The organism is Cobetia sp. 3AK (assembly GCF_029846335.1).
GTDB classification, from domain to species: Bacteria; Pseudomonadota; Gammaproteobacteria; order Pseudomonadales; family Halomonadaceae; genus Cobetia; species Cobetia marina.
The window spans coordinates 270,761-288,959 of the sequence record NZ_JARWKR010000002.1 but is presented as its reverse complement, the minus strand read 5'-3'; the positions used below and the strand labels follow the sequence as shown (position 1 = coordinate 288,959).

The following is an 18,199-nucleotide window of genomic DNA, read 5'->3' as shown; positions in this document are numbered from 1 at the left end:
TTACGCTGCCAGATACGCAAGAACGCGGCCCGATGGCCGCGTTCTTGCGTATCTGGCAGGGGGCCAGTTTACACCGATTGCCCCCTGTAATCACACCTGCATTCCCACCTCAGGATGCGCGAGGCAGCGGCGGCTGCGCCACGTCCTGACCACGCGACCAAGCCATCAGCAGCAACCCGAACAGCACCATCGGCAGCGACAGCAGCTGACCCATGGTCAGCCAGTCGAAGGCGATGAAGCCGAGCTGGGAATCCGGTTGGCGGAAGAACTCGGTGATGAAGCGGAAACTGCCGTAGCAGAGCAGGAACAGACCGGAGATCAACCCCTTCTGGCGCGGCTCACGCGAGGCGAACCACAGGATCGCGAACAGCGCGACGCCTTCCAGCGCGAATTGATAGAGCTGAGAGGGATGGCGTGGCTCCGGCCCGTAGAGCGGATAGACCATGCCCCATGAGACATCGGTGATACGCCCCGGCAGCTCCTGGTTGATGAAGTTGCCCAGGCGCCCTGCACCGAGGCCGATCGGAACCATCGGCGCGATGAAGTCGGTCAGCTGGAAGAAGGTCAGCTGGTGACGACGCGCGAACACCAGCATGGCGATCAACACACCCAGCAGGCCGCCATGGAAGCTCATGCCGCCATCCCAGACCTTGAAGATCCACACCGGGTCCGCCAGCAACTTGTCGAAGCCGTAGAAGAACGCATACCCCAGGCGCCCACCCAGCACCACGCCCAACGCACCGAAGAAGATCAGGTCTCCCACGGCATCCTGACTCAGGCCGACCCGTCCGCGCCGGGCACGCGCCAGCCCCCAGGCCGCCGCGAAGCCGATCACGTACATCAATCCATACCAGTGAATCTTGAAAGGCCCCAATGCCAACGCCACGGGGTCGATCTGAGGATATTGCAACATGAGAAAACCTTGAATGAATAAGTCGGCACGACTGACGCCAGTCGCAAGTCTTTCGCCATCAATCCGATGCGCTACCGGTCAGGTGACGAAGGGTAACAGCTCGCGCATGAACGCCACCTAGCAGCCCTTCCCCGCAAAGCGGACATGCCGAGATGTCTCACGAGACGAGAAAGCGCAGCCCCACGATCACGAGAATCAACGCGAACAACCGCTTGAGCAACAGCGCCGGCAACGCATGGGCCAGCCGTGCGCCCACTCGCGCGAAGGGCACCGACACCAGCACGATGCCGAGCCAGGCAACCCAATGCACATAGCCGATGGCATGCTCCGGCAAGCCCGGGGCGTGCCAGCCCACCGCGATATTGGTCAGCGCTGCCACCAAGGCGATGGGAAACCCGGCCGCGGCCGCAGTCCCGACCGCCTCGGTCATGCGCGCCTGCCAGCTGGTCAACATCGGCACCATCACCGTCCCTCCTCCGATCCCGAAGAGCGCGGATACCACCCCGACGGTGCCACCGCCAAGAAACTGCCCGGCACGCCCCGGCGCCTGCGCCAGCTGACCCACCTTGAGATCCAGTCCCATCTTGACGGCGACCAGCAGCACGAAGCCACCGAACAGCAGCTTGAGCATCTCGCTGCTCAGTCCGCCCGCCAGCACCACCCCCAGCGCGGTTCCCACCACCAGTCCGGGCAGCAGGCGCTTGAGCCAGTCCAGACGCACGGCGCCACGCTCATGATGCGCACGCGCCGATGACAGCGAGGTCACCACGATGGTCGCCAGTGAGGTACCTATCGCCAGATGCATCAAGACATCAGTGGCGACACCTTGCAGCGCAAAGGCTGCCGCCAGCACCGGCACGATGACCAGCCCGCCACCGATACCGAACAGGCCGGCGATCAGACCCGCCACGGCCCCCAACACGGGATACCACCACCACATGCCCCACTCCTTGCACCTGTCTTCATCGAGAACCTCTGTCAAAGGGCCGGGTTGAGGCCATGAACCGATGGCTCATCGCTCACCCTTGCCAACTCAGACCCCATCACCCGTCACGCCACCTTCTGCTCCCGGTGCCTTCATCGTGGCCCGAGGCAGCCATTTGCGAACCTTGTCGATCAACGCCTGAGGACGATAGGGCTTGCCAAGATAATCATCCAGACCTGCCGCGAAGAAACGCTCGCGGTCCGCCTCGCTGGCATTGGCCGTCAGGGCAATGATCACGCTACGCCTATCACTGCCGGCCCCGGCCTCCTGTTCGCGCCAATTCCGGGTAACGCTGACGCCATCCATGCCGGGCATGAAGATATCCATGAACACCAGGTCGTAGAAATGGCGCTCGCGCGCGGCCAGCGCATCTTCTCCACTGCTCGCCGTATCCACCACCAACCCCTGGCGGCCGAGCACCGTGCGCGCCAGCATGGCGTTCACCGGACCGTCATCGACGACCAGAATGCGAGTTTCGACAGGATTGTCCGGCCAGGACAACGGCACCAGGATCTCCAGCACCTCCTCCCCTTGCGTCTCATGCTGTCGGTAGCGCCCGCCGAGCTCCTCCACCAGACGACGAGCCATCAACAGCGAGGAAGGCGCATTGCGCCCGACATCGAGGCCACAGTGATCGTGAAGCTCAAGCCTCAGCCAGCATTGACCCCCTGTCTCCGTGTCCCTCAGGCCAGCTCCCGTCGGGCCACCGGCCAGCGACGACGCACCCTCGGCGTCCACCACCTCGACGAACACGCGATGCCGACCCGCGCTCGCGCGTCGACAACCATCTTCCGACAGATGCTCGAAGAGCTGCGCCAGACGCCGTACATCGCCACGCAGCAATGCAGGCAGCGCGCCCAGCTGCCACTCGAAGGGCAGTCCCACGTCGTGGTAGCGCTGCTGCATGTCATTGAGCAGCGCTCCCAGCGCCTCGGCCGGCGTGAACAGATTCTCCTCCAGCGGCGTGCGCACGACATCGTCGCGCTCCGTCAGCACATTCAGCAGCTGTGCCACGCTATCGAGACGCCCCTGCAGCAGGCTCAGCTCGGCATCCTCCAGATGACGCTCACGACGCAACTGCCCCAGCTTGCGCACCAGTCCCTGCAAGGGAGGCGTCAACTCGGCGTGCAGCATGTCCAGGTAGTCACTCTTGAGGCGGGCTTCCTCGCGCGCCCTGTCGCGTGCGACCAGCAACTGCTGGCTGGCCTGATCATGTTCTGATTCATCAATCATCACGCCCAGCACCTGGGCGGGGTCGTTGTTGAAACGGCACAGCTCGAGACGCATGCGCCGCATGCGGCCCTCGGCATCATGGACGCGCAATTCTCGACTGTTGGGTACGCTCGGGTTGGGCTCCAGCATCAGCAGACTCCCGACCGAGCGCCCCAGCGCTTCATGTAGCACCAGCCCGAACAGCTTCTCGAAGGCAGGATTGGCCATCGCCAGCAGGCCATGACGCATCACGAAGGCAGGCAGTGGCAAGGCATCCAGTTCGTGGCCACGACCACGGCGCAGCAGTGCCACGGCAGCACGGTGACGGCGCAGAATCTCGTCGGCCGGATACGCCTGATGGGCCGAGACGGGATACTCCTCCATGACCTGCCCCTGCTCGAGCCGCACGCTCTGGCGTGCCAACCATTCCAGTGGCTGCCCCAGGCGCTGATCAAGGCGACGCAGGCGCCATTGCAGAATCAGCATGCTCACCGCGAAGACCAGCAGCAAGGCACCGGCGCTGCCCAGCAGCAATGACAGCAATGGCATCTCGCCCGGCACGTCAAGATCGCGCCGCGCCACCAGTCGCCAGCCATTGACGGGCAAGGTGTCCCAGACGACGGCACGCGCCGCAGGTCCTGGCAGCAAGGTAGCGCCACGCAGACCGCCGTCCACCGCCTGGGCCACGTCATCGGGCAGGCGTCGCGGCCGAGGGTCACGCGTATTGCTGCTGGCCGCCCACACTTCCAGGTCCTGACCGATCAGCCAATAGGGGGCCGTGCGGCCCTGACCAGGCAGCAGCAAGCGAGATTCCATCTGGGGGACCGCGAGATCCAGCCCGACATGGACCTTCTGTCCCGCGTTGAGTTCCACCTCGACCAGCGCGGTGATCTGAGGCAGGCCCGCCGGACCGGGATGTGGCGGCAGCCAGACGACCCGCGGCGCGCCGTTGTCCGAGCTGCTGGCCAGCTGGCGCTGAGTGGCAGGTGTGACATCGGTGTAGGGAAGGAGCCTGGTGCCCGGTGAGAAGGCATCCAGCACGTTGAACCAGGGGTAGAGCATGATCATGCTGTTGTCGAGACTGACGAACAGTCGCGAGATCAATGGGTCCGTGGAATACAGATCCGACAACAGCCATTGCATCCGGATCAGGCGTCGCGCCACGTCGTGATCCTGCTCATCCAATGCGCGGTGAAACTCTCCGTACAAGGCAGCGCCGCCACGCGTGATCGGCCGGAACAGCTGACCTTCCTCGGTCAACACCAGCTCATTCAATGACGAATCCGCCTCGCCCCCGGCATGGTCGAGATGGCGACGCGTGTAGCGCGCCAGGATCTGCAGACGACGCTGCTGCGCCTCGAAGCGCTCATTCACCAAGGCAGTGGCCAGCGAATGCTGCTGGCGAAGCTCGCCCAGGGCGCTGTCCACGAGCTTGTGCCGCTCGCTGTCCCAGGTGACCCAGGCCCCGACCAGACAGCTGAGCGCCACTGCCAGCTCGGCGAGCAGCAGCGGGCCCACCGTCAGGCGACTCATGCGCCGCCATACCGATTCCAGTCCACTGGGGCTGCTCTCACTGCGGTTCCCCGCACTGCCGCCATCCTCGAGACGAGTGGCGTCGCCGGTGACGCCGGACGCTCCCGTCGGGGGAGCCTCCGCTTGGGAAGATTCAGCCTCGGGCGAGCGTGACGCTGGCTCGACAGGGGGAGGACGGCGCGAGAACATGGTCTGGGAGCATCCTGTAGATGGACCTGACAGCAAAAACCATCGGGCATGGGTGCAGCGATTCGTGATGTGGCGTGACATTGCCGCAGCAGTACGATCGGGTCGCATCGAGCCATGCTGCCCGTAGCCCGACGTCACGGCAGATCGTCGGCCCGTTCGCCACAAGACTGCAGCATACGCAAGCCACTGACGGGCGTCATGTTCCCGGCGCGACACCTGTCACATCCTGATCCCCGGGAACCTCGCCCACCCTCTTTCGGAGTCTCGCCATGTGCCTGATGGCATTCGATTGGCAGCCAGATGCCACGACAGGTCACTGCCTCACGCTGCTGGGCAACCGCGACGAGTTTCATGCCCGTGCGACCACTGGCCTGTGCCGCTGGCCGGATACCGCCCTGTGTGGTGGTCGTGATCTGGTGGCAGGAGGGGGATGGCTGGTCATGCACCGGGCCGGCGCCCTGGCGACGCTGACCAATGTCCGCCAGCTGGACCGCCCCTCCCATGCAGCCACCATCAGTCGCGGTCAGCTGGTCACGGCCGCCGTGCGACAGGCGGTGGCCAATGCCTCCACCCTGTCGCCTGGGGACTGGCTGGAGGCCCTGAGCGCTGGCGAGACCGTCATGGCAAGGCTCGCGGCGGACTCTCCCGAGCACTGCGAACCCCTGAGCTTGAGCGCACTTGACTGGTGCAATTTGCTGGTCTGCGATGGCCGGACTCTCTGGCGACTCCATCATGGGCCCGACGGCAGCCAGCTGATCCGACTCCCCCCTGGGCTGCATAGCCTGTCCAATGGTCACCCGGACAATGAATGGCCAAAGCAGCGGCGACTCAGACAGCGCCTTGCCGCGCTGAAGGCGTCTGCGGTCATGCACGATGACGATGCCTGTCTGGGTATCCTGCAGGATGGCTGGCGGCCGCCGACGGCACAGTTGCCGGCCACCGGCCTGGCACTTGAGCGGGAAGCCCTGCTGTCCAGCCCCTTCATCACCAGCCCCGAGTACGGCACCCGCGCTGCCACCCTGGTGCGCTGGCAGCGAGATGACAAGCGGACCTCACTGACACTGCATGAACGCCGCTTTTCACCACAAGGCCAGTGTGTCGCTCATCGCAAGGCCGTGTCGCACCTCCAGGAGGAAGCGACACGGGGATGGCAGCTGAGCTGACGATTGCCTGCAGGGGACGTCTTGAAGGAAGGCCAGCGAGAGGACGCCACCCGAGGCAGGAGCACAGGTCTGCGATCCTGCCTGCAGGTCGCTAACGAGAGACTGCCGCCTGGGCCGCACTGGCATCCGGCGTGTGGTCACGCGGTGGCAACAGATGCGCCAGCTCCCATGCCTGCATGCGCTCCAGCAGCAGGCCATGCACCTGATTGGCCGTCGGCTGACACAGGACCTCGCTGACCAGCCCCTGGGCTGCCGCCAACGACACGCGGCGAATGGCGGCACGGACACGTGGCAGGCTGGGCGCATTCATCGACAGACCATCAAAGCCCATTCCCAGCAGCAGCAAGGCGCCGGCAGGGTCACCGGCCAGCTCACCGCAGACGCTCACCGGCATGCCCAGCGCTTTCGATTCTTCCGCCAGGCGCGCCAGCGCGCGCAATACCGCCGGGTGACACGCATCATAGAGACTCGCCACTCGTGGGTTATTGCGGTCCACCGCCAGCAGGTACTGGGTGAGGTCGTTGGACCCCACCGAGAAGAAGTCGACCCGGGTCGCGAGCGCTTCCAGCTGATAGAGGGCCGCCGGCACCTCGATCATCACGCCGACGCTGGGCCGTGAGACGTTGACACCGTCTTCCGCCAGCTCGATCAAGGCACGATTGACCAGCGCCAGCGCGGCATCCACCTCCTCGATCCCCGAGACCATCGGCAACATGATACGCAGATTGTCCAGGCCCTCGGCGGCGCGCAGCATGGCACGCAGCTGCACCATCAGGACTTCCGGGTGATCCAGTGTCACGCGTATGCCGCGCCAGCCAAGGAAGGGGTTGGCCTCCTTGATGGGGAAATAGGGAAGATCCTTGTCGCCCCCGATATCCAGCGTACGCATGGTGACAGGCAGAGGGGCAAAACCGGCCAGCTGCTCACGGTAGAGTCGTGCCTGCTCCTGCTCGCTGGGGAAGCGATCATTCATCATGAAGGGCACTTCCGTGCGGTAGAGCCCCACGCCGCCAACCCGGGTCTTGAGCGAGGCCACGGCATCCAGCGCCAGGCCGGTATTGACCATCAATGGCATCACATGGCCATCAGGCGTCACGCTCGGCAGATCCTGCTCCTGCTCCAGCAGCACGCTCAGCGCCTGCTCCTCGGCGATCAGCCGCGAATAATGCACGCTGAGTTCATGCTCCGGACGCACCACCAGACGACCGCGATGGCCATCGAGGATCACCGGCGCGCCACCCAGGCGTGACAGCGGCAGGTCCACCATCCCGAGCACGGTCGGAATTCCCATGGCCCGCGCCAGGATGGCGACGTGGGAGGTGCTGGATCCGCTGACCGCCACCAGCCCCTTGAGCCGCTCCCGCGGTACCTCGCCCAGTGTCGCCGGGCTGATCTCATGGCCGATCAGGATGGTGTTCTCGGGGTACTCGATCGGGCCGCTGTCGCCCTCCTCCTGCAGATGCGCGAGCACCCGCCGGCCAAGATCGCGGATATCCGCGGCGCGCTCACGCAGATAGTCATCATCCACGCGCTCGAGATACTGAACATGCCGGCGCACGATATCGGCCAGTGCCGCAGGCGCCCACTGCCCTTCCCGGATACGCTTCTCGACCTCCTGGCCCAGCGCCGCGTCGCCCAGCATCTGCTGGTAGACCTCGAACAGCGCATGCTCCTGAGTGGAGATACGACTGGCCAGCCGCTCTGCCGCGACACGGATTTCCTCGCGCACGGCGTTGATCGCCTCCTTCAGGCGAGCGATCTCGAAGTCGATGTCGGTGGGAATGAGGTCCGGCACCGAGTCCAGATCCGCCGGCGGAGAGAGCACGAAGGCCTTGCCGATGACGACGCCGGGAGACCCGGCGACTCCCTTGAAGGTCGCCTGGCCGCTGGTCCCGGCCAGCTTGCCCAGTGCCCCGGTCGCCAACGCATGCGCCAGCACACCCGCCAGCTGCGCGCCCAGCGTGACAAGAAAGGCTTCTTCGCCCTCATCGAAACGACGCTTCTCGTGCTGCTGGATGACCAGTACGCCGAGCACACGGCGCTGATGGATGATGGGGACGCCCAGGAAGCTGGAGAAGCGCTCCTCGCCGGTTTCCTCGAAATACCGGAACTGGGGATGCGCCGGGGCATCCTCGAGGTTGAGCGGCTCCTCTCTGAGCGCCACCATGCCCACCAGCCCTTCACCGCGCGCCATGCTGACCTGTCCCACGGAAGACGAGCGCAGGCCAATGGTGTCCTTGAGCACGAATCGGTCCGTCTCGGGCGCCAGAAGGTAGACGGAACAGACATCCGTCTTCATGGCCTTGCGAATGCGCAACACCATCGTCGCCAGCGCCGCGTCGAGTGAACGCGCGCCATTGACCTCCTGAACGATACGCCGCAATACCTCAAGCATGGTGTACCTCGAGCATGACGCGCCTCACGAGGAAACAGGGTTCCTGGCCCGGACGCGCACGTTGCAGATGATGAGCCCGACCTCAATCGGGGATGTGGCGATCATTTCCCGTCGGCCTGATGGCGACCTTGTCCTCGCTGCAGGGCATGTTGCCTTGCACCGCCGAGAGCGGCAGATTGCCCTGCGAATCCACCAGTCGTTGCAGACGCGGTGCCAGTTCACGCAACGCGCGCCGGTAGACCTCGCGCTTGAAGGCCACGACCTGACCCAGCGGATACCAGTAACTGACCCACCGCCAACCATCGAACTCCGGCTTGGGCGTGGAATCCACACTCACGCGGTTGTCCTGACAGCGGATCTGCAACAGGAACCACTTCTGTTTCTGACCGATGCAGATCGGTCGGGAGTGCGTTCTCACCATGCGTCTGGGCAACCGGTAGCGCAGCCATCCTCGGGTACAGGCCAGTATCTCGACGTCCTCGGCCTTGAGGCCGATCTCTTCCTCGAGTTCACGATACAACGCCTGTTGCGGTGTCTCGTTTGGCTTGATGCCCCCTTGCGGAAACTGCCACGCATTCTGTCCTACCCGGCGCGCCCAGAGCAGCTGGCCCTCACAGTTGGCAATGATGATGCCAACGTTGGGGCGAAAGCCGTCAGCGTCGATCACGGATGTCACCTTTGATTCGTTAATTGAAACCATTCTTCCACAAAGGCTGAAAGCGCTTCAATACGCGGTTTGGCGGTGTGAAAGGCCAGGCACGTCTGCAATAATCGACCCCTTCACCGTATTGCACTGCAACACCGCCTTCGGAAATCCTCCGTTGGCCCCCGTACACCCGCGCAAACACTGGGCCGGCGACCTTGCCGCGCCCCTCTGTCTGCGTCCGTCGCCCACGCCAACGGCTGGGCTGAGCAAGGAGTTCTCCGTGAGTCTGGCCATCTTTGATCTCGACAATACCCTGATCGCCGGGGACAGCGATCACGCCTGGGGCGAGTTCCTGGTTGAACAAGGCGCTGTCGACGCTGACACCTACCGTGAAGCCAACGAGCGCTATTTCCAGCTCTATCAGAGTGGCGAACTGGACATTCACGAGTACCTGGCCTTCTCACTCAAGCCGCTGGCCGAGAACAGTCCGGAACAACTCGCCGCCTGGCACCAGCAGTTCATGGCCGCCAAGATCGAGCCCATCATTCTGGCACGGGCAGAAGAGCTGCTGGCGCGTCACCGTGCACGCGGCGATACGCTGCTGATCATCACCGCCACCAACCGCTTCATCACTGCCCCCATCGCCGAGCGCCTTGGTGTGGATGACCTGATCGCCATCGAGCCCGAGATCATCGACGGGCGCTACACCGGCCGCGTCGACGGAGTTCCCAGCTTCCAGGGCGGCAAGGTCACTCGCCTCGAAGCCTGGCTTGCCGAGCGTGATCACACCCTGGATGGCAGCACCTTCTATAGTGACTCCATCAATGATCTTCCGCTGCTCGAGCGTGTCGATACTGCCATTGCAGTGGACCCGGATGAGCAACTGTTGGCGACCGCCCAGCAGCGCGGATGGCGCATCATCTCACTGCGCGACTGACAAGCCATTGATTTTAAAACAAATAATCGATCTATAAGGGAATGCAGCTTCATCTATAAGGTTTTCATGTGGCTACAGGCATTCACCATAAAGTCGACCTTATTTGCTGAATCATTTCGCGTCCGATGTGTCTATAATGTGTGTCCATCGAACCGTCGAGCCTGACGAGGCATGCCCCGTCACGGCAGGACGGCCCCCGGTAGCCCGGTCGGGTGCCGGGGGATGTCCCTCACCAACTCTGAGCGTGAGCAGCCATGTCCTCAACGACATACGATGTCCTGATTGTGGGTGGCGGCGTGTCCGGCACCGCCCTTCTCTATGAACTCGCCCGCTACACCGACCTCTCGTCGGTCGGCCTGGTGGAAAAATACGACCATGTCGCGATCGTCAACTCGCACGGTCGCAACAACTCCCAGACCATCCACTGCGGCGACATCGAGACCAACTACACGGTCGAGAAGGCGCGCGTGACCAAGCGCACCGCAGGCATGGTGGTCAACTTCGCCACCAAGCTCAGCGAGAGTGAGCGCGATCACATCGTCTACAAGTACCCGAAGATGGTACTGGCGGTCGGTGCCAAGGAATGCCAGTTCCTGCGCAAGCGCTTCGAGACCTTCAAGCCACTGTTCCCGAATCTGAAGCTGCTCGAGCGTGATGACATCGCCGAGCTTGAGCCGAAGGTCGTGGAAGGTCGCCGTCCGGACGAGGAAATCGTCGCGCTGGGTTCCACCGACGAATACACCGCCGTCAACTACACCACCCTGTCGGAGGCCTTCGTCAGCGAAGGCGAGAAGGCAGCGGCCGAGAAAGGCATGAACTTCGACGTTCGCCTCTCGACCGCCGTGGAAGACATCCGCAAGGAAGGTGACGTCTACAAGGTCAAGACGGACAAGGGCGAGCTCAGCGCACGCTATGTCGTGGTCAGCGCCGGTGGTCACTCCCTGCTGTTCGCCCACAAGATGGGCTACGGACTGGACAAGTCCTGCCTGCCGATGGCTGGCTCCTTCTACTTCACGCCGAAGGTGCTCAACGGCAAGGTCTACACCATCCAGAACGAGAACCTGCCGTTCGCCGCCGTCCACGGCGACCCGGACGTGCTGGTGGAAGGCAAGACCCGCTTCGGGCCGACCGCTCTGATGCTGCCGCTGCTGGAGCGCTACAACGGCAAGACCTTCTGGGAGTTCCTCAAGGTACTGCGCATGGACCGCAACGTCGTCAAGGCCCTGTGGGACCTGATGAAGGTGCGCGACATCCGCAACTACATCTTCAAGAACTTCATGTTCGAGGTGCCGGTACTGCGTGAGCGCCTGTTCCACGGCGACATCAAGAAGATCGTCCCGAGCCTGGACGTCAAGGATGTCAGCTTCGCCAAGGGCTTCGGCGGCGTGCGCCCGCAGCTGATCGACAAGAGCAAGCAGAAGCTCGTGATGGGCGAAGCCAAGATCAATCCGGGCACCGGCATCGTCTTCAACATGACGCCGTCACCGGGTGGCACCAGCTGTCTGGGCAACGCCGAGAAGGACATGTATCTCGCTCAGGAATTCCTTGGTTTCAACATCGACAAGGATGCCTTCGAGCGTGACCTGCTCACCGGCGAGATCGAGCTGACCGAACTCGAACGCCCGGAAGCCTCTTCCCTGATGTGATACGCCGCGCGGCGCCAACCGCCGCGCAGGTGAACTGAAGGAAGTCGAGCCGAACGAAAAGCCCCCGCCAGCATCTGCTGACGGGGGCTTTTTCGTGTTGCCACTGACGGCGGCTGGCACTCAGCACTCAGTACTCAGTACTCAGGCGGACAGCATGTCTGCCTGAGTCATTCACTCATGCCACGGGTTGCCGCGAGTGAGCCAGTGGCTCGTGTACCGCATGCAGGCGCTGAATCAGTTGATCTTCCAGCGCGAAGCGCTCCGTCAGCCCCTCCTGAAGACGGGCCAGCCACTCGGGCAAGCGTGTGCGGTAGTGCTGGCAGCGGGTCGGACTCGAGAAGTCTTCATCGAAGGACAGTACCAGCTCCGTCGAGGGCTCCAGACGCAGCATCAACTTCTCCGCAGCGGCCAGAGCCTGGGTATCCTCGAAGACACGCCCCTCTTCCTTGAGCTGAGGATAGACTTCGAAATGGCCCGCCGAGATGTAATCCATCAACAGCTCGATGAAGCGATTGACGCGTGTCATGTCGAGCTGCTCGAGATCATTGACGCAGGCCTCGTGCAGATCCATGAAGCAGACCAGCATCTCGCGTCGCTGATCCAGCCAGCGATCAACCAACTGATGAACGCCACGAAAGCGTTCCGCCGCAGTGGTGCATTCCTCCAGCATGGGCGCCTCCTCTGGCATGACCCGAACGGTGGGGCTGACATCAGGTGCTCACCCCGCTGCCAACCCACTATCCTCCATGCGACGGACGCTGCCAACCCCCCACCATGGTGGCAAACGTCATGCCCTCAACGCCGGAAGCTGCTCCACAGCATGGCCAGCGGTACCAGTGCCAGAGCACAGAAGCCGATCAGCGACCACTGAGGGATCGAGAGCCCCAGCCACTGGGCACTGATCTGCGCGCATTCACCGGAGGCATTGAGCACCTGGGTGATCACGTCCCATACCGGCAGCACTTCCAGCATGTAGTTGAGGCCCGGGCCACAGGCCGGCACCTGATCCGGCGGAAGGGATTGCAGCCAGACATGACGACCGGCCAGCACGATGGCACCCACACTGCCCCCCAGCGCACCCAGCGCGTAGACGCGGTTACCGATACGCCCCGGTCCATGCACGGCACCCAGCAGGAAGAAGACGCCTGCCACGGCCACCGCCACGCGCTGGAAGATGCACAGCGAACACGGTGCCAGACCAAAGGCAAACTGCAGCACGAAGGCGACACCGAGCAGCAACGCGCACCCCAGCGCCCCCAGCAGGCACCACTGACGACCGCTCCAGCGCGCCAGACAGGCGAGCCCCCCACCCTGGCGTGTCGGCTGTTGTCCTGATTGATTGTCCGCGTGTGTCATTTGCTGTCCTTGCCGTCCGACTCCACTGGAGTCATTGGTGAGAAATGGCGCGATCACGAAGACATCTCTCCATGACCACCTCAGAGCATGCGTGGCGTCATTGCCTGGCCAGGACGCACGCATGGGCCAGAGACATCATCGGCGCCTCAAGTCTGAGGCGCCGATGATGTCGCGATGGCCGGTGTCGCCGCGATCAGCGATGGATGCCTATCATGCCGCGCAGGGATGACCTGAACATGAATCGGCGTTGCATCGACGAGTCAGGCCGGTTGCGTAGCATGCGCCGAGGCAAAGTATTCGGCCATGAAGGTATCGAAGTCCTGATGGTCGCCGGCCTCGATATCGCCCTGTTGCTGCAGGGAGGTCTCGACCAGTTGATCCAGCAGGTAGCCACGTGCACGCTCCATCGGCTCCGTCTTGAACTGCTCGGCCTGCCCCTTGGCCAGTGCCAGCACTTCATCGACGAAGTTGCTGCCGTTGTCGAGCATGCTGGTCAGCAGATGGCCCGAGGGCGTGGTCTGGGCATCGTCAAAGCGCGGCGCGAGTGCCGCCAGCGCATCGCGATGCTCGCTGCCTGACTTGTGATTCTCGTCCAGCAGGCTTGCCACTTCGCCAAGCTCATCCATCACGTTGGCGGCCAGTTCACGCAGACGCCGCTCCTCACCCTTGACGTTCAGGGTCAGCTCGGGGTCACGCCCCGCCTCCACGACGCGTCGCTTGCTGTCGTCAAGGTTGGCGCATTCCTCGTCATCGATCCATGGGCTCTCGGTCAGCAGACACCAGATCAGGAAGGTATCGAGGAAGCGGATCTGCGTCTCGTCGATCCCCACCGGCAGGAAGGGATTGAGATCCAGACAGCGCACCTCGATGTATTCGACACCCCGGCCTTCCAGCGCCTGGCTGGGCGTCTCGTTGTGCCGGGTGACACGCTTGGGACGGATGTCGGAGTAGTACTCGTTCTCGATCTGCAGGATGTTGCTGGAGAGCTGCGACCAGCTGCCATCGGCCTGCTTCACCCCCAGCTTCTCGTAGTCCTTCCACGGCGTGACGATGGCGTGACGCAGCGTCCCGACGAAGTTGTCCAGCGAGTTGAAGCAGATCTTGAGCTGCGCCTGGACCTTGTTCTGGTAGCCCAGGTCCGACATGCGCAGGCTGGTGGCATAGGCCGAGACCAGACTGCGGTCGGCCTGACGCTTGAGACGGTCATCATTGCCGCCATCCAGGAAGCTTTCGTCGATCCCCGGCGAGGCGCCGAACAGATAGAGCAGAATCCAGCTATGGCGACGGAAGTTGCGGATCAGCTCGAAGTAGCGGCGCGAGCGGAAGTCACGCGCATCCTCGCCTTCGGCATTCTCCATCTTCTGAAGCAGCGTCCAGAAATCATCCGGCAGCGAGAAGTTGTAATGGATACCGGCGATGGACTGCATGATGCGCCCGTAGCGCACATCCAGTCCCTTGCGGTAGACATGCTTCATGGTGCCGGTGTTGGAGGTGCCATAATCCGCGATCGGCACGCTGTCATTGCCGTTCAGCCTTGGCGGCATGCTGGCCGGCCAGATCAGCTCATCCCCCAGATTGCGATAGCTGAAACGATGCAGGTCCGCCAGAAACTCCAGGGAATCCTTGGGACGCGAGAAGACCGGCGTGATGTACTCGAGCAGCGACTCGGAATAATCCGTGGTGATGTACGGGTGAGTCAGCTTGGACCCCAGAGCACGCGGGTGCGGGGTCTGGCTGATGCGGCCGTCGGCGTCGACCCTGAGGCCTTCTTTCTCGATGCCACGGCGCAGACGCCCGAAGAGTCCCTGACGGGCGGGGGCCTTGAGTCGCGCAATGGCGGACGCGAGTTGCTCGGACAAGGTATTGACCCTTTCGCATGGGGAGAAGCCCAGCCTCTCCGGTCGAGTTGGATGACCATGGCCCGCGGACTGCACCGGATGCCATGCAAGACGCGAACGGCATCCACCGTTCGCGTCAGTCAGTATGCCCACATTATGGGCGCGTAAAAAATGCTTTCAAGGCTTATGATTTCGACTTGCGTGCATTGAGCAGGGCCGCTGCCATGGCATTGTTGGCGGGTGCCGCTCCGCCTCCTGCACTGGAGCCGCTGCCGCGACCGCCTCGTTCCTGACGGCCACCCCCGGCCTGGGAGCGCCCTCCACGATTGCTCTCGCCCCCGCGTCGCGCCTCGCCTCCCGCGCCTTTTTCACCGGGAGTATCGCTCATGCGCATGCTCAGCGCGATGCGTCCACGCGGTATGTCGACCTCCATCACCTTGACGCTGACGATGTCACCGGCCTTCACCACCTCACGCGGGTCGGCAACATACTTTTGCGACAGAGCAGAGATGTGTACCAGGCCATCCTGATGCACACCGATGTCCACGAAGGCCCCGAAATGGGTGACGTTGGTCACGACACCTTCCAGTGTCATGCCCGGTTCGAGATCCTTGAGCGTCTCGACCCCTTCCTTGAACTCGGCGAAGCGGAATTCAGGACGCGGGTCGCGCCCCGGCTTGTCCAGCTCCCGCAGGATGTCCGTGACTGTCGGCAACCCGAAGTGCTCATCCGTGAACTCGGCAGGCTTCACGCTGCGCAGGAAACTGCTGTCGCCCAGCAGGCTGGGCAGCTCACGACCATGCGCTCTGGCGATACGCTCGACCAGCGGGTAGGCCTCAGGGTGAACGGCGCTGGCATCCAGCGGGTTCTCACCCTCGGCGATACGCAGGAAGCCGGCGCACTGCTCGAAGGTACGTGGCCCGAGCCGACTGACCTTCAGAAGCTCCTTGCGCGAGGCGAAGCGGCCATTGGCATCACGATGCGCGACGATGTTCTCGGCAAGCGTGGTATTCAGACCCGCGACGCGTGACAGCAGCGCACTGGACGCCATGTTGAGATCGACACCGACGCCATTGACGCAGTCCTCGACCACCGCCTCCAGACTGCGCCCCAGCTGCACCTGACTGACATCATGCTGATACTGGCCGACTCCGATGGACTTGGGCTCGATCTTGACCAGCTCGCCGAGCGGGTCCTGCAGGCGACGGGCAATGGAGACCGCGCCACGAATGGTCACGTCCAGATCCGGGAACTCACGCGCGGCATATTCCGAGGCGGAGTAGATGGACGCCCCTGCCTCGTTGACCATCACCTTCTGCAGGCGACGACCAGACAGGCGGGTCAGCACGTCGGCGGCCAGCTTGTCGGTCTCGCGTGATGCGGTCCCGTTGCCGATGGCGATCAGCTCGACATCATGACGCTCGACCAGCCTGACCAGCTCCGCCACCGAGGCATCCCAACGATTGTGAGGCGCATGCGGGTAGAGGGTGGCCTGATCGACATACTTGCCGGTGGCGTCCACCACCGCGACCTTGACGCCGGTACGCAGGCCCGGGTCCAGCCCCAGGGTGGCCTTGGGCCCCGCCGGGGCTGCCAGCAGCAGATCCTTCAGGTTGTCGGCGAAGACCTGGATGGCCTCCTGCTCGGCACGCTCACGCAGGCGGCCGATCAGCTCGCTTTCCAGATGGGTATAGAGCTTGACCCGCCAGGTCCAGCGCACCACCTCCTTCAACCAGCGATCCGCGGCGCGCCCCTGGTCCTCGAGGGAGAAATGCGCCGCGATGGCACCCTCCATCGGGTGCCGCGGCAACTCGTCCTCGCCTTCCAGCTTGAGCGCGAGGCTCAGCACGCCTTCATTGCGACCCCGCAGCATGGCCAGCGCGCGATGCGACGGTGCCTTGTGCAGCGGCTCGTCATGCTCGAAGTAATCGGAGAACTTGGCGCCTTCCTGTTCCTTGCCCTTCATCACCCGGGCACTGAGGATACCGTCATCCCACAGACGCTGACGCAGACGACCGACAAGCGCGGCGTCTTCCGCGAAACGCTCCATCAGAATCTGCTTGGCCCCATCCAGTGCCGCCTTGGGGTCGGCCACGTCCTTGTCGGCATCGACGAAGCCAGCCGCCTCGTCTTCCGGCACGAGCGTCGGGTCGCCAAGCAAGGCATCCGCCAGCGGCTCAAGACCCGCCTCACGGGCAATCTGGGCCTTGGTACGACGCTTCTTGCGATACGGCAGGTAGAGGTCTTCCAGACGCTGCTTGCTGTCGGCAGCCAGCACGTCGCGCTCGAGACTCGCGGTCAGCTTGCTCTGCTCGGCAATGGATTCGAGTACCACCTGACGGCGCTCTTCCAGCTCACGCAGGTAGCGCAGGCGCTCTTCCAGCAGACGCATCTGGGTGTCATCCAGCCCGCCGGTCGCCTCCTTGCGGTAACGCGAGATGAAGGGCACGGTGGCGCCGCCATCCAGCAGCTCCACCGTCGCGGTGATCTGTTCTTCACGCACGTCCAGCTCCGCCGCCAGCGCCTGCTGGATGCGGCGAGCGGTGGCAGCAGGCGACAGCGTCGGTGCAGGGCGAGCGGTAGTGGCGTCAGTTGCGGTAGCGTCCATGAAACATCGATCCCTTCACGACTATGATTCTGGTGACAAGACGCAGGCGGCCCGGTCGCTGAGTCGACCGGGCCGCCTGCATCACGATGCCGTCACGTTACCACAAAGCCCGTGGATTGCTTTAGCTTCACAGGCCCCCTCAGGCCGGCACGAAACGCAGCGCCACCCCATTGTTGCACCAGCGCAGTCCCGTGGGCCTGGGGCCGTCCTCGAACACGTGTCCCTGATGCCCTCCGCAGCGTGCGCAGTGATATTCGGTACGCGGCCACACCAGCCCGTAGTCCGTCTTGGTCAACAGATGCCCTTCGATATGATCGAAGAAACTCGGCCAGCCAGTGCCGGACTCGAACTTGGTACGCGAGGTGAACAGCGCAAGGTCACAGCCGGCACAACGGTACTCACCGTCACGCGCTTCCTTGTTGAGCGCGCTGGAGCCTGAGCGCTCGGTGCCTTCCTCGCGCAGCACGCGATACTGCTCTGCACTCAGGCGTGCGCGCCACTCGTCGTCATCCAGCACGAGCTCGGCAATGTCCGGCGAGCGCTCCAGCTCAAGCTCCGGGCGAGCGGCAGCCAGTCCCGGCAGTGCCAACATCGCACCGCCACCCAATACAAGCCCCATGAATTGGCGACGTTGCATGACGAATCTCCTTTATCCGATATGAACCGCGATACCGGGATTACGCACGGCACGCCTCGTTGGATGCATGTCACCTTGGCCCTCGCACGCAAGTCGACTCTCTCGCATGCACGAAAAAGCCCCCATATCGGCAGATCCGGC

The 18,199-nt window shown here is 63.5% G+C and carries 12 protein-coding genes and 1 pseudogene; 3 read left to right on the top strand and 10 right to left on the bottom strand.

What is annotated here, in order from left to right; translation table 11 throughout:
- Positions 1 to 109: 109 nt before the first annotated feature.
- From lgt to QD228_RS03695, 3 genes are all read right to left on the bottom strand, one after another.
- The gene (lgt, locus tag QD228_RS03705) at positions 110 to 913 is read right to left on the bottom strand and encodes a prolipoprotein diacylglyceryl transferase (RefSeq protein WP_279874472.1); all 804 of its coding nucleotides are present in this window, start codon (positions 911 to 913) and stop codon (positions 110 to 112) included.
- 157 nt (positions 914 to 1,070) lie between these two features.
- Positions 1,071 to 1,853 (bottom strand): sulfite exporter TauE/SafE family protein, encoded by a 783-nt coding sequence (locus QD228_RS03700; RefSeq protein WP_077375183.1) that lies wholly within the window; start codon positions 1,851 to 1,853, stop codon positions 1,071 to 1,073.
- Between the two features lie 93 nt (positions 1,854 to 1,946).
- The gene (locus QD228_RS03695) at positions 1,947 to 4,832 is read right to left on the bottom strand and encodes a response regulator (protein WP_176503159.1); all 2,886 of its coding nucleotides are present in this window, start codon (positions 4,830 to 4,832) and stop codon (positions 1,947 to 1,949) included.
- A gap of 269 nt (positions 4,833 to 5,101) precedes the next feature.
- Between QD228_RS03695 and QD228_RS03690 the strand changes: the two genes are divergently transcribed.
- A complete protein-coding gene (locus tag QD228_RS03690; protein ID WP_279874471.1) occupies positions 5,102 to 5,995 on the top strand; it encodes an NRDE family protein in 894 nt (297 codons plus the stop codon).
- Between the two features lie 91 nt (positions 5,996 to 6,086).
- On the opposite strand, the gene ptsP is transcribed toward QD228_RS03690, so the two are convergent.
- Together ptsP and QD228_RS03680 are read right to left on the bottom strand one after the other, a co-directional pair.
- Entirely contained in the window at positions 6,087 to 8,390 is a 2,304-nt protein-coding gene (gene ptsP / locus QD228_RS03685) for a phosphoenolpyruvate--protein phosphotransferase (protein WP_176503161.1), read from the bottom strand.
- A gap of 193 nt (positions 8,391 to 8,583) precedes the next feature.
- Positions 8,584 to 9,057, bottom strand: a pseudogene (locus QD228_RS03680) (RNA pyrophosphohydrolase); the annotation flags it as partial.
- 259 nt (positions 9,058 to 9,316) lie between these two features.
- Between QD228_RS03680 and QD228_RS03675 the strand changes: the two are divergent.
- Both QD228_RS03675 and QD228_RS03670 read left to right on the top strand, forming a co-directional pair.
- Entirely contained in the window at positions 9,317 to 9,973 is a 657-nt protein-coding gene (locus tag QD228_RS03675; RefSeq protein ID WP_077375196.1) for an HAD family hydrolase, read from the top strand.
- Positions 9,974 to 10,227: 254 nt separating this feature from the next.
- A complete protein-coding gene (locus QD228_RS03670) occupies positions 10,228 to 11,619 on the top strand; it encodes an FAD-dependent oxidoreductase (protein ID WP_077375199.1) in 1,392 nt (463 codons plus the stop codon).
- A 175-nt stretch (positions 11,620 to 11,794) separates the two neighbouring features.
- Here QD228_RS03670 and rsd read toward each other — a convergent pair whose 3' ends face one another.
- The 5 genes from rsd to msrB all read right to left on the bottom strand — a co-directional run bounded on the left by rsd (position 11,795) and on the right by msrB (position 18,058).
- Positions 11,795 to 12,289 (bottom strand): sigma D regulator, encoded by a 495-nt coding sequence (gene rsd, locus QD228_RS03665; protein WP_077375202.1) that lies wholly within the window; start codon positions 12,287 to 12,289, stop codon positions 11,795 to 11,797.
- A gap of 125 nt (positions 12,290 to 12,414) precedes the next feature.
- Positions 12,415 to 12,975 carry a disulfide bond formation protein B gene (locus tag QD228_RS03660; RefSeq protein ID WP_279874470.1) on the bottom strand — a complete coding sequence of 187 codons (561 nt, stop codon included), beginning with the start codon at positions 12,973 to 12,975 and terminating at the stop codon, positions 12,415 to 12,417.
- Positions 12,976 to 13,235: 260 nt separating this feature from the next.
- Positions 13,236 to 14,834 carry a glutamate--cysteine ligase gene (gene gshA / locus QD228_RS03655; protein WP_279874469.1) on the bottom strand — a complete coding sequence of 533 codons (1,599 nt, stop codon included), beginning with the start codon at positions 14,832 to 14,834 and terminating at the stop codon, positions 13,236 to 13,238.
- A gap of 163 nt (positions 14,835 to 14,997) precedes the next feature.
- Positions 14,998 to 17,421: a Tex family protein gene (locus tag QD228_RS03650; RefSeq protein ID WP_279874468.1), complete on the bottom strand. Its 2,424-nt coding sequence runs from the start codon at positions 17,419 to 17,421 to the stop codon at positions 14,998 to 15,000.
- Positions 17,422 to 17,560: 139 nt separating this feature from the next.
- Positions 17,561 to 18,058, bottom strand: a complete 498-nt coding sequence (gene msrB / locus QD228_RS03645) for a peptide-methionine (R)-S-oxide reductase MsrB (protein ID WP_176503165.1) — start codon at positions 18,056 to 18,058, stop codon at positions 17,561 to 17,563.
- Between the last annotated feature and the right edge of the window lie 141 nt (positions 18,059 to 18,199).

Bases quoted from the DNA above. Each gene is read 5' to 3' on its own strand.
- lgt (WP_279874472.1), bottom strand. From the start codon at position 913: ATGTTGCAATATCCTCAGATCGACCCCGTGGCGTTGGCATTGGGGCCT.
- rsd (WP_077375202.1), bottom strand. From the start codon at position 12,289: ATGCTGGAGGAATGCACCACTGCGGCGGAACGCTTTCGTGGCGTTCAT.
- QD228_RS03695 (WP_176503159.1), bottom strand. From the start codon at position 4,832: ATGTTCTCGCGCCGTCCTCCCCCTGTCGAGCCAGCGTCACGCTCGCCC.
- QD228_RS03700 (WP_077375183.1), bottom strand. From the start codon at position 1,853: ATGTGGTGGTGGTATCCCGTGTTGGGGGCCGTGGCGGGTCTGATCGCC.
- QD228_RS03690 (WP_279874471.1), top strand. From the start codon at position 5,102: ATGTGCCTGATGGCATTCGATTGGCAGCCAGATGCCACGACAGGTCAC.
- ptsP (WP_176503161.1), bottom strand. From the start codon at position 8,390: ATGCTTGAGGTATTGCGGCGTATCGTTCAGGAGGTCAATGGCGCGCGT.
- QD228_RS03670 (WP_077375199.1), top strand. From the start codon at position 10,228: ATGTCCTCAACGACATACGATGTCCTGATTGTGGGTGGCGGCGTGTCC.
- QD228_RS03660 (WP_279874470.1), bottom strand. From the start codon at position 12,975: ATGACACACGCGGACAATCAATCAGGACAACAGCCGACACGCCAGGGT.
- QD228_RS03650 (WP_279874468.1), bottom strand. From the start codon at position 17,421: ATGGACGCTACCGCAACTGACGCCACTACCGCTCGCCCTGCACCGACG.
- msrB (WP_176503165.1), bottom strand. From the start codon at position 18,058: ATGCAACGTCGCCAATTCATGGGGCTTGTATTGGGTGGCGGTGCGATG.